Here is an 11821-nt window from a genome sequence, read left to right on the forward strand (position 1 = left end):
GGCTACAACGGAGAGCGTCCGGCCATATCGCCGCCCGGGTCGTCCCACAGGGCCAAGCGGGCGGTGACGCGTTTGCCGACCGGTTCTCGTTGCACCTCGAACCCCTGGGCGACGGCCATCACGATCTCCAGGCCGTGCTGGCCCACTCTCCCCGGATCCGCCGCTCGGGCCACCGGCAGCACCGGGTCGCTGTCCCACACCGTCACTTCCACCACGGCGCCGACGACCCGCAGCTCCAGCACCGCGGGACCGGGCGCGTACTTGCGGGCGTTGGTGACCAGCTCGCTGACCACGAGCTGGCTGAGGTCCATCGCGCGGGCCGACACGGGAAGCCCGTGATCTGCCTGCACCCGGGCCAGGAATGCCGCGGTGAGATGCCGGGCGTCGGCGATGCACGCGCCACCCCCGTCCAGCGCGATCGTGGTCTGTACCAGGCCGTAGTCCGGCCTCGTGCGGCTCTCGCCGCGCGGAAATGAATCCATCCGGACCGCCTCTGCCACCCCGTTCACACCCCGCGCCTACCCACAAACGGGCCACCCACGCCCCACAGGTCCTGACGGATTCGGTCCGGGAGCATTGCCCCGGCGTGTCCGGACATCGGACTCGACACCGTCATCGACTGCTATCCCGGTCTCCGCAAGGCTCCCGCCCTCCGGCCCTTGGCGGGCAGGACGGCAAGCGCGGTCGACGCGATCCGCTGCGCCTCCAGCCGGGACAGGAGCTGTGCTTCCTGTTCCCGTGTGACCACGAACCACAGGGAGGTTCCCGAGTCTCCGGCGCCGAAGACCTGCTCGCTCCCTCTCCGGCCCTCGGCGTGGATGGTGTAGGGCAGCAAGGCCGACAACACCGCGAACTGCTCGTCGTCACGGACGTCGATGTCGATCCCCATCCCGGGATCCGAGCGCCGGGCCCGGGTGCCGTCCGCGACCGCCTCCCGGGCCAGCGACAACGCGCGTTGGTACGAGGGCAGCACCTCGGGCGGCCAGGGGCCGTCGCTGTAGGCGTCGAGGTGGGCCTCTTCGAGGACGGGGCGCAGCACGCGAAGGGCCTCGCGATGAACGACCGCCACGTCCGCGGGAGTCAGTCCGCCCAGGAGCATCAGCGCGCGACCCGTCCCGCCCTGTGCAAGATCCCCGTGACCCCTACGGTCTCTGGGAGGAAGGTGGAACATACGACGACCTTGCCACACATGGTCCGTCGTGCCGCCCGCGGGGCTCCTGACGGTACCGTCGCGATTCAGAAGCGACACCGCTGAATCCGATGAGAAGGAACTGTTGGACTTCCGGATCACGCGGAGGCACTGTGAGCAGGGTCCCCTCTCCCCCGGCGGGGCACTTTTCACCGAACCATCCGGAGATCACCCGATGAACCACGTCGCGGATCCTGAGCGTTACAACGGCACCATGCGCTACCGCCGCACCGGACGCTCAGGGCTCGACCTTCCCGTCCTGTCCCTGGGTTACTGGCACAACTTCGGGGACGACAGGCCGTTCGAGACGCAGCGCGAGATCGCCCTGCGCGCCTTCGACCTCGGGATCACCCACCACGACCTCGCCAACAACTACGGCCCGCCCTACGGCTCCGCGGAGATCAACTTCGGGCGCCTGATGAAACAGGACCTGGCGCCGTACCGTGACGAACTGGTGATCTCCACCAAGGCCGGCTGGGACATGTGGCCCGGCCCGTACGGCCAGGGCGGCGGCTCCCGCAAGTACCTCCTCGCCTCGCTCGACCAGTCGCTACGCCGCATGGGGCTGGAGTACGTGGACATCTTCTACTCCCACCGCCTCGACGCCACCACCCCGCTCGAGGAGACGATGGGCGCGCTCGACACCGCCGTCCGTCAGGGCAAGGCCCTCTACGTCGGCATCTCCTCCTACGACACCCAGCGCACCCGTGAGGCGGCCGCCATTCTCAGGGAGCTGGGCACCCCGCTTCTCATCCACCAGCCGTCGTACAGCATGCTCAACCGCTGGATCGAGACCGAAGGCCTGCTCGACGCCGCCCAGGAGGAGGGCTTCGGAGTCATCGGTTTCACGGCGCTCGCCCAAGGCCTGCTGACCGGCCGTTACCTCGACGGCATCCCCGAGGGCTCGCGTGCCGCGCGCGGCACGTCGTTCGACACCGCATGGCTGTCGGACGACATGCTCCACCGTCTGCGCGCCCTCAACGACATCGCGGCGCGCCGGGGGCAGACCCTGGCTCAGATGGCCCTGGCCTGGGCCCTGCGGGACGAACGCGTCACCTCGCTCGTCATCGGCGCCTCCCGCACAGAACAGCTGGAGCAGAACGTCGCCGCGCTGGAGAACCTCGACTTCAGCAGCGAGGAGCTGGCCGAGATCGACAAGTACGCCGCCGACAGCGGCGTGGACCTGTGGCAGGACGCCCGTCTGGGCAATCTGCGCTGAGCTTCCTGTGGTACGGACCGGCCGTGGTACTGGCCGCTCCCGGCGGCCCGACCGGCCACCAGGTCGCCGGGCCTGAGGGCGTCGGCGCCGCCCGGTGCGCCCGCTGCCCGCCGGTGACAAGCAGGGTCAGCGGGCCCTCGCGCGTCAGATCCGCCCGCCGGTGAGCCGGGTGATGGGCCCCTGGGTGCCGTGTCCCGCGCGGCGGCCCACCGCGTACGACGCGGCGCTGAGCGCGGTCAGGCCGGCACCGACGCCTGCGGCGACGAGCTTCCGGTGGGCGATGACCGTCCAGGCGGTCTTGGCGGTGGCCGCGACCTGGCCGGAGGTCGCGATGATCGCCTGGCGGCCCGCTTCCACCCCCTTGGCGGCGATGTGCGCGGCCCCGGCTGCCGACTCCGCCGAGCGTTCGGCACCGGACTTGGCCGCTGACGCCGCGTCATCCGTGGCGGCAGCGGCGCTCTTCGCGGCCCGCGAGGCGGGAGCGGTCGCCTTGCTCGCGGTCCGCCTGGCCTTGGCCGCGGGCGTCCGCTTGGTATCGGTCTTCTGATTCGTTTCGCTGTTCGGTTCACTCATGCCCACCGCGTTACCGCTCGCGTCCGAGGCAAACACCTCCGGGAGGTACACCCGAGCTCAGCTCCGGGCGCGCACGACGAGCAGGGCGACATCGTCCTCGCCGTCCGGTGGCCGGAGCAACGTCAGAAGGCGGTCGCAGGTCTCCTCCAGGTCATGATGCCGAGTGTCGGTGAGGGCGTCGAGGAGGGCGTCCAGACGGACGTCGATGGGGTCGCTGCGGGTCTCGACCAGACCATCGGTGTAGAGCGCGAGCTGGTCACCGGGACGGAAGTCGATGGTGGTGGTGTCGAAGGGGACGCCTCCCACGCCCAGTGGCGCGCCGGCGGGCAGGTCGAGCAGCCGGGCCGTACGGCCCCGGCGCATCAGGGCCGGCGGCATATGCCCGGCGACGGCGATGTCGCACTGGGCCCGACGGGGATCGTAGACGCAGTAGAGGCAGGTGGTGATGGCCTGTCCGATGCCTTCGCTCAGGTGGTCGAGATGGCGCAGTACCTCGGTGGGCGCCAGGTCGAGCTCGGCGAAGGCGCGGGCGGCGATGCGGAGTTGGCCCATGGTGGCGGCGGCGTTGATACCGCTTCCCATCACGTCTCCTACCACCAGGGCGGTCTTGTCCCCGTGGAGGGATATGGCGTCGAACCAGTCACCGCCGATCTCGCTGGTGGCGCCCGCGGGCTCGTAGCGCCAGGCGACTTCCAGGCCCGGCCGTTTCGAGGGGAGTTCGGGGAGCAGACTGCGTTGCAGGGTGAGGGCCGCGTGGCGCTGGGTCTGGTATCCGCGGGCGTTGTCGATGCATACGGCGGCGCGGGCGCCCAGCTCGCAGGCGAGGAAGACGTCGTCCTCGTCGAAGGGGGCCGGGTGGTGGATGCGTTTGAGGGCGAGCGCGCCGAGGACCTCGCCCCGGGCCACGAGCGGCACGGCCAGGTAGGAGTGCACCCCGGCCGCCGCGAGGAGAGCGGCGGCCCTGCCGTGGTGTGCGATGCGCGGCAGATCCGCCGGGGTGGTGTGCGGCACCAGAACCGGTTGGCGGGTCTGCACGCATCGCGTGATCAGGTGGTCGCCGGGATAGGGGGTGGCTCTCGCGGGTGTGTCGCCCGAGTGGAAGGCCTCCTCGGGGCGAGCCGCGCTGACGGCGAGGACGCGGAAGCCCGCCGGGCCCGCGGACGGCGCGGTCCGCCCGACGAGAGCGCTGTCGAGCAGGTTCACCGCGGCCACATCGGCGAGGACCGGTACCACGACGTCGGCGAGCTCGCGCGCCGTCGTCTCCAGGTCGAGGGTCGTCCCCACGGACGCCGACGCGCTCGCGATCAGGGCCAGGCGTTGCCGGGCCTGGGCCACCTCGGTGGCCGCCCGGTGACGTTCGGTGATGTCGATGACGGAGAAGGCTATGCCGAGCACGCGCCCTCCCGAGTCCTCCAGCCGGTGATACGAGACCGACCAGGCGTGCTCGTGGTCCGGGTCGGCCGGGGGACGGCACAGGACATGACGGTCGACGACCGGCTCCCCGGTCTCCAGGACGCGCAGCAAGCGTTCCTCGACGGCCGGGACGTCGAGGAACGCCAGAACCTCGCCGACCGGTCGGCCGAGATGCTCGGCGGCGGGCAGGCCGACGATGCGCTCCAGCGCCGGGTTCACGGTCAGAAGCCGCAGGTCCGCGTCCAGCACGGCCAGCCCGATCGGGGACTGGGACACCAGGCGGGTGGACAGGGCGACATCCCGCTCGACGCGCTCGACGGTTGCCTGGTCGACCGCGAGGCCCAGCGCATAGGTGCCGCCGAGGCCGTCCAGCAGCCGCATGTTGCGGAACTCCACCAGGCGGGTGCTGCCGTCCTTGTGCCGGATCGGGAAGGCCCCGGCCCAGTCGGCTCCGGACCCCATGACCTCGGCGAACAGCCGGACCACCTCGTCCCAGTGCTCCTCGTGGACCATCAGCGGCGCCGCGTACCGGCCCAGCGCCTCGGCCGCCGTGTAACCGAACAACTCCTCGGCGTGAGGGCTCCAGAAGACCACCCGGCCCGTGGAGTCCAGCACCACGGCGGCGACGCTCAGCAGATCCAGGAGGCCGCTGGGCGGCATGGCGGCACCGGCCGGTGACGGGCGCCGGCACGGCCGGGAGGAGTCCGTCGTCCCCATGCACCACCCTCCTCTCCGGGTGCGTCGCGGCTCGTGTCGTCGTCGGTGGCCACTTTTGCCTCCTTCCATATTCGTCCCAAACCAACGAGGCACATCTGGAGCGGCCTGTCGGCCCTGACCTGCGTCGTTCACCGCTGTCATGGGGCCTGCGTCACGAAGCGCTCGGTGATGGCGAGGGCTGCCGCCACGATGCTCAGCTGGGGGTTCACCTCCGGGCAGCTGGGCAGCACGGAGCCGTCGGTGATCAGTACGCCGTGTGTGCCCCGCAGATGCCCGTCCGGGTCCGCCGGTGAGAGCTCGGGGTCGGCTCCGGCGGCGGCCGCACCGGGGGGTGGAAGGCGGAGACATGGAGGTTTCCTGACCATGCCCCTCCGGCGCGGGCGGAGTCGCCGCGCACGGCGACTCCCCCGGCCCAGCCGGTCTCAGATCCGGTGTACGGTGTGCAGCTTCCTGGCGTACGTACCCGTACCGTCCAGCAGGGAGGCGCCGCCGAGGTCGGCCATCGTAGGCCCGTTGACCGTCTTGCGGCTGGAGAGGAAGCGGCGCTTCCCGGTCGTGTCCTCGCCCAGGTAGATGCCCACATGGTCGACGGTTGCGGTGGTTATGTCGTCACCGGAGTCGGCGTTGAACATCACCAGGTCCCCGGGCTGGAGCAGGGCGGCGGCGGGCGGGTTGGTGCCGTCGGTCCGGTCGATGCGCACCCCGGGCGCGTAGTCGGCCATGTCGCGGGACCTGCGCGGCAGCCTCTCCTTGGAGGTGTCCTGCCCCGCGGCCAGCGGCACGCCCATGTGGTAGCCGTACACCATGCGCGTGTAGCCGGTGCAGTCCAGGTTGCCCACCTGCTTGCTCGACGGCCCGGTGTGGGTGCCGTGGTCGAAGGTCCAGCCCACGTTCATGTACTCGTGGAAGTCGGCGCCCTCGAAGCGGTAGCCCTGCGCGTCCAGGTAGCCGTAACCGGCCTCCCCCAGCACCCTCTTGCCCTGGGCGGGCCCCGAACCGGCGGTGACGGCGGGCGCACCGCCCAGGAACATCGCGGCATGAGCGAGCACATCCGGCACAGTGGAACCCGCCCAGGCGCGGAGGGTCTGCTCCAGTTGGTCGCTCCAGGTGCCGTCGAAGGGCCGGGGCAGAACGCGCACCCAGTCGCCGTGAGTGACGGCCGGCGGCGCCTCCCAGTTCGCGGCGGACACCTCGAAGCGGCTGACGGACAGCGTGACGGGCAGGTTGGTGCAGCCCTTGTTGGCCAGGGCGCGCACTCCCACCCGGCCCTTGGTGAACGTGGAGTCGGCGACGTCCACGGACCACGCGGGCGGCTCGGCCGAGCCCTCGCGCCAGGCCTTGGCCTGGATACGGGAACCTTCACGCCGTACCCGTATCGTCCAGTCGGTGCCGGCCGGCACCTCGGTGGCGAGGGTCTGGGGCGGGGCCAGCTGGGTGACGGTGTCGGCGACCTCCTTCTCCACTCGCAGTTCGACGGCGCCGGTGGTCAGGAAGGACAGCCGGGCGCGGTAGTTGTTGTGGGTGTCCTGGTGGCCGAAGGACAGTGCGAACGAACACGCCTGCCCGGTGGGCACCTTGTCGAAGCGGGCCGCACACCGCCCGTCGACATCGGTGATCTCATCGTCCTTGAGCGTGGCGTGACGGCTGGCGAAGTCGGTCGTCAGGCTGATCAGGCCGGCACCCGGAACGACCGAGTAATCGGTTTCCGCAGGGCCGAGGGTGAGCCAGCTCCCGCCCCCCGGCGAGGTCCCCCAGTACTGCCGGTCCTTCTCCGGCAGCGACAGATCCGGCAGGGTGCGCTGGAAGTCGTCCACGAAGGGCCGCTTGTTCTCGGCGAACGTGCGCTGCGGTCCGGGCAGTACGACGGTCCGGGCGCCGTGGGTCAGCAGGGCGACGCGCCGGCCGCCGGAGGTGACCTCGGTGCGGGCCGGGGTCCCCGGCAGCACCGAGGCGGTGAGCGGGGTGCTGAGCGTGACCGGGGTGAAGTAGGAGGCGTCCAGCGGCGGCAGCGTCACGGAGGAACGGGCCGAGTTCAGTCCGGCCGGACCGGCGAAGGGCGGCACTGTGGCGGCCGGGCCCGTGGCGCGGGCGGGGCCCGCGGCCAGTCCGGTGAGTGGGACGGCCGCGGCCGAGGCCACAAGGACGGCGAGAAGACCGCGTCGTGAAGTGTCAGGCATTTCGCCATGATCCCGCTCGCCCCGAGCGCCGGTGGCATCACCCCCGTCCGGCACCGGTGGACGCGGTCGGCGCTCCCGTGCCCCGACGGTCCCGCCCCGCCGGTGGGGCGGCGGGCCGCGGGTCACCGGGATCGGCGGGGCGGCGGGGCGAAGGAGACGTGGCAGGTGGACCGTTGGAAGTCGGGGGTGAGAGTCGTCGGGACACCGAGGCAGTCGGTGAAGAAGCTCTCCGTGGGTGCGGTCCGCTCCGGCACGGCACGGCCGGCCCCCCGCGCCGCACTTTCAGCCCGCGGCCATGAGGAATCGGGCCTTCCTGATCAACCCCCGACCATATGAGGATGAAGACGCGGGGAGGGCCTTCTCGAAGTACGCGCGTCGGACATCTGTACCGGTTCACTTACCGGCTGGTAGGGTCCGATCGCGGCTCGTACCGATCGTGCCGTCGAACTCAAGCCCTTGACGCGGCCCAGCCCATGCCGCAGCCGACACCGATGTCGACGCCGACAAGGAGCAGCAGCCTTGCGCGAGTTCAGCGTTCCGGCCTTGTACGACGTGCCCCCCGACGGCAACCTGGCGCAGGTCGTCGTCCGTAACGCGGCCGAATTCCCCGACCGGGCCGTGCTCGCCCGCAAGGTGTCCGGACAGTGGCGCGATGTCACCGCCGCCGCTTTCCTCGCCGAGGTACGCGCCGTCGCCAAGGGACTCATCGCCTGCGGTGTGCAGCCCGCGGACCGGGTGGCACTCATGTCCCGGACCCGCTACGAGTGGACGCTGCTGGACTTCGCCATCTGGAGCGCCGGCGCGGTCTCCGTCCCCGTCTACGAGACCTCCTCCGCCGAGCAGGTGGAATGGGTCGTCGGTGACTCCGGCGCCGTGGCCTGCGTGGTGGAGACCGGGACGCACCAGGCGATCGTGGAGCAGGTGCGGGAGCGGATCCCCCTGCTGAAGCACGTCTGGCAGATCGATGCGGGCGGAGTCGAGGAACTCGTCGCACTCGGGAGGAAGGTGACGGACGCTCAGGTGGACGAGCGCATCGGGACGGCCGATGCGGACTCGCTCGCCACCATCGTCTACACCTCCGGCACCACCGGCCGGCCGAAGGGCTGCGTGCTCACCCACCGCAACTTCCTCGCGGAGTGCGGCAACACCATCGCCCGAATGAAACCGATCTTCGCCGAGGACTCCTCCGTACTGCTCTTCCTGCCGCTCGCGCACGTCCTCGGCCGGGTGGTCGAGGTGGGAGCCATGATGGCCCCGGTCAAGCTCGGACACGTCAGTGACGTCAAGGACGTCACCGACGAACTCGCCTCCTTCAGGCCCACCTTCCTGCTGGGCGTGCCGCGCGTCTTCGAGAAGGTGTACAACTCGGCGCGGGCCCAGGCACGGGCGAGCGGAAAGGGCAAGATCTTCGACCAGGCCGTGGACACGGCGATCGAGTACAGCAAGGCGCTGGAGACACCGTCCGGGCCCGGCTTCCCGCTGCGGCTGCGGCACAAGCTCTTCGACCGGCTGGTCTACGGCAGGCTGCGCGCGGTTCTCGGCGGGCGCGCCCGGCACGCCATTTCCGGCGGCGCCCCGCTCGGCGAGCGCCTCGGCCACTTCTACCGCGGACTCGGCTTCACCGTGCTCGAGGGCTACGGTCTGGCGGAATCCTGCGCCGCGACCACCCTCAACCCGTGGGACCGGCAGAAGATCGGCACGGTGGGCCTGCCACTGCCGTGCAGCACGGTGCGCATCGCCGAGGACGGCGAGGTGCTGCTGCGCGGCGAGCACCTCTTCAGGGGTTACTGGAACAACGAGAAGGCGACCACGGCGTCGCTCGTCGGCGGCTGGTTCCACACCGGTGACATCGGCTCCCTGGACGAGGAGGGCTACCTCCGCATCACCGGCCGGAAGAAGGAGATCATCATCACCGCGGGCGGCAAGAACGTGGCCCCGGCCGTGATCGAGGACCGCATCCGGGCGCACGCGCTGATCGCCGAGTGCATGGTGGTCGGTGACGGCAAGCCCTTCATCGGGGCGCTGGTGACCATCGACGAGGAGTTCCTGCCTCGCTGGGCCGAGCAGAACGGCAAACCCGAGAGCGCGTCCCTGGCGGACCTCCGCGACGACCCCGAGCTCCTCGCCGAGATCCAGCGCGCGGTGGACGACGGCAACGCCGCGGTGTCCAAGGCCGAGTCAGTACGCAAGTTCCGCATCCTGGACGCCCAGTTCACCCTGGCCTCCGGTCATCTGACCCCGTCCCTGAAGCTGAAGCGCAATGTGGTGCTCCGGGACTTCGCTGACGAGATCGAGGCCCTCTACACCGCCTGAGCCGGACGACGGCCGACACCGGCAGCCGACACGAAGAAGCCTTCGGGGACCGCCCCGAAGGCTTCTTCGTATGACCGGGTGAGGCCGGTCGGGTCCCGTCTTCACTCCGAGGCACGAAGCCGTGCGCTCCCGCGGCACCTGGCAGACCGTCACCTCCTTACGGTGGGGCCGACCAGAACCGCACCATGCCCGGCCGGCCCACAACCAGCGGGGCGAGCTCGTCCTGCCCGGGCAGCACAAGTACCTGCTGCGCCGATAGCCCCCTCGCACCCCGGGTCGGGACGAACGCGAAGTCGAGCGTGGGGGAGCGTGCGCAGCGTCGCGACGGGCCGGACGTGGCCTGTTGGGGCACCTAGAGACGGCCTTCGTCGAGCGCGGCGTCGGGGCCTGTGTCCGGCCGGGTCCGGGAGTCCTCGGCCAGTGTCACCTCGACCCCGCCCGCGAAGCCCGACGACCAGTTGAAGAGGAAGGCGACCAGCGTCGCCAGCGCGGTGGCCAGTGCCACCTCCACCGCCACGACGGCGATGGCGACGGTGAGGGTGAGTTCCCAGCCCAGCGACAGCACCGGCTCCTGGCCGAACACGCTCATCATGATCGTGATCGCCGCCACGGTCACGATCACACACAGGCCCAGTCCCGCCGACACCAGGAAGCTCGTCGTCATCACCGACCAGGGATCGGCCCCGGATATCCGCAGCCGTGCCCTGCGCCACCGGGCTCCGCGGCCGGCGTTCGGCAGCCGCCGGGGCCCGTCGGCCGATGTCCCGGACACCCCGCCGTCCTCGTGACCGGGGACCGGGGGCGGCTGGTGCTTCCGGTGACCCGGCGGCCCATCCGCCGCCGCGGTGCCGGGAGCCGGCCCGCCGCCCGATGGCGAGAGGCGCGGTGCTGCGGTGTCGTCACCGGGTTCACCCTGCCCGCGGCTCTTCGCCGCTGGCGGGCCGGCCCCGGCCGTGTCCCCGGGCGCCGGCGCGGGGCGGTGGGTCTGTTCCCCCGGCCGGCCACCGTCCCGGCCGGAGGAACTACTTCCGGTGGCTTGCCGCGGGCCGGAACCCGTGGGGCGCTCGCCCTGGCTCATCCATCCTCCTCGTGCCTCACGCCCCTCGCGGCACCGTCGGACACGCCCGGTCAGGCGGGAGCGCCGACGGTGTGCTTCGGACCCTCAGTCAGCCGCCCGTACTCCGCCCTTGGCCGCGGAGGCGGGGGGCCCATGACGCGTGCGGCCTCGTGCCACGAGGGCCCGGCCGTTAGGGACGCGCCCAGCAGCCGAAGTGGTCATGGTGCGCATGGTGGACGGCCTCCCGCGCCGAACGGGCACTGCGCATGACAACGCGGCGCCCGGTGCCGCCCCCGCTGGGGTTCGCTTCAGACGCTAGGGGGACCCCCGTGGTTCCGCATCTCAGGGCACTGCGGAGAAGAACGGGGTCACGGCAGGATGGAGTCGACGTATCCCCCGTCCACCCGTAGCGCGCCCCCGGTGGTGGCCGAGGCCTGGTCGGAGCTGAGGTAGACGACCATATGGGCGATCTCCTCCGGTTCGATCAGCCGCTGGAGCAGCGACTGCGGCCGGTGCTCACGCATGAAGACGCGCTGAGCCTCGTCCCAGGGCAGTTCGCGGTCGACGAGTTCGTAGACGAAGTCCTCGACGCCTCCGGTGTGCGTCGGGCCCGCGATGACACAGTTCACCGTGACACCGGTGCCCGCGGCCTGTTTGGCGAAGCCCCGGCTCACCGCGAGCAGCGCCGTCTTGGACATGCCGTAGTGGATCATCTCGGCCGGGATGACGACGGCCGAGTCGCTGGCGATGTACTGGACACGCCCCCAGCCTCGTTCGCTCATGTCCGGCAGGTACAGGCGGGTCAGCCGCACCGCGGCCAGTACGTTGACCTCGAAGTAGCGCCGCCATTCCGCATCGGTGATCTCCAGGGCGTCCTTGACGCCGTAGATTCCGAGGTTGTTGACGAGGATGTCGACGTGCGGCAGCGCTTCCACCGCCTGGCGCGCGCCCTCCTCGGTGGTGACGTCGGCGGCGACCGGCACCAGAACGGCTCCGGGCACCTCGCGCGCCAGGTGGGCGATGCTCTCGCCGACGCGCTCGGCGGAACGGCCGTTGACACCCACGCGGGCTCCGGCCCGGGCCAGTCCGGCGGCGATCGCCGCGCCGATGCCCTTGGTGGAGCCGGTGACCAGCGCGGTACGGCCCGTGAGATCGATCTGCAT

Annotated in this window: 11 protein-coding genes; 2 read left to right on the top strand and 9 right to left on the bottom strand. The window is 71.1% G+C overall.

Features of this window, described 5'->3' with window-relative positions:
* Positions 1-2: 2 nt before the first annotated feature.
* Together ABZ823_RS09785 and ABZ823_RS09790 are read right to left on the bottom strand one after the other, a co-directional pair.
* Positions 3-482 (bottom strand): ATP-binding protein, encoded by a 480-nt coding sequence (locus tag ABZ823_RS09785; RefSeq protein ID WP_361656224.1) that lies wholly within the window; start codon positions 480-482, stop codon positions 3-5.
* A gap of 140 nt (positions 483-622) precedes the next feature.
* The gene (locus ABZ823_RS09790) at positions 623-1069 is read right to left on the bottom strand and encodes a hypothetical protein (protein ID WP_361656227.1); all 447 of its coding nucleotides are present in this window, start codon (positions 1067-1069) and stop codon (positions 623-625) included.
* A 295-nt stretch (positions 1070-1364) separates the two neighbouring features.
* On the opposite strand from ABZ823_RS09790, the gene mgrA reads away from it, so the two are divergent.
* Positions 1365-2408, top strand: coding sequence for an L-glyceraldehyde 3-phosphate reductase (gene mgrA / locus ABZ823_RS09795; protein ID WP_361656230.1), 1044 nt, complete (start codon positions 1365-1367; stop codon positions 2406-2408).
* 144 nt (positions 2409-2552) lie between these two features.
* On the opposite strand, the gene ABZ823_RS09800 is transcribed toward mgrA, so the two are convergent.
* From ABZ823_RS09800 to ABZ823_RS09820, 5 genes are all read right to left on the bottom strand, one after another.
* Positions 2553-3017, bottom strand: coding sequence for a hypothetical protein (locus ABZ823_RS09800; RefSeq protein WP_361656232.1), 465 nt, complete (start codon positions 3015-3017; stop codon positions 2553-2555).
* 21 nt (positions 3018-3038) lie between these two features.
* Complete coding sequence (locus ABZ823_RS09805) at positions 3039-5111, bottom strand: SpoIIE family protein phosphatase (RefSeq protein WP_361656235.1); 2073 nt, start codon at positions 5109-5111, stop codon at positions 3039-3041.
* A gap of 137 nt (positions 5112-5248) precedes the next feature.
* A complete protein-coding gene (locus tag ABZ823_RS09810) occupies positions 5249-5476 on the bottom strand; it encodes a GMC oxidoreductase (RefSeq protein ID WP_361656238.1) in 228 nt (75 codons plus the stop codon).
* A 57-nt stretch (positions 5477-5533) separates the two neighbouring features.
* Complete coding sequence (locus tag ABZ823_RS09815; protein ID WP_361656240.1) at positions 5534-7288, bottom strand: NlpC/P60 family protein; 1755 nt, start codon at positions 7286-7288, stop codon at positions 5534-5536.
* Positions 7289-7410: 122 nt separating this feature from the next.
* Entirely contained in the window at positions 7411-7542 is a 132-nt protein-coding gene (locus tag ABZ823_RS09820; protein ID WP_361656242.1) for a beta-carotene isomerase domain-containing protein, read from the bottom strand.
* A 265-nt stretch (positions 7543-7807) separates the two neighbouring features.
* On the opposite strand from ABZ823_RS09820, the gene ABZ823_RS09825 reads away from it, so the two are divergent.
* Positions 7808-9601, top strand: coding sequence for an AMP-dependent synthetase/ligase (locus ABZ823_RS09825; RefSeq protein ID WP_361656244.1), 1794 nt, complete (start codon positions 7808-7810; stop codon positions 9599-9601).
* Positions 9602-9953: 352 nt separating this feature from the next.
* Here the strand turns inward: ABZ823_RS09825 and ABZ823_RS09830 are convergent, their stop codons facing one another.
* Together ABZ823_RS09830 and ABZ823_RS09835 are read right to left on the bottom strand one after the other, a co-directional pair.
* The gene (locus ABZ823_RS09830) at positions 9954-10373 is read right to left on the bottom strand and encodes a DUF3566 domain-containing protein (protein WP_361656247.1); all 420 of its coding nucleotides are present in this window, start codon (positions 10371-10373) and stop codon (positions 9954-9956) included.
* A 653-nt stretch (positions 10374-11026) separates the two neighbouring features.
* The gene (locus ABZ823_RS09835; protein ID WP_361656250.1) at positions 11027-11821 is read right to left on the bottom strand and encodes an SDR family oxidoreductase; all 795 of its coding nucleotides are present in this window, start codon (positions 11819-11821) and stop codon (positions 11027-11029) included.

It is taken from the genome of Streptomyces sp. NPDC047079, from assembly GCF_040643755.1.
GTDB lineage: Bacteria > Actinomycetota > Actinomycetes > Streptomycetales > Streptomycetaceae > Streptomyces.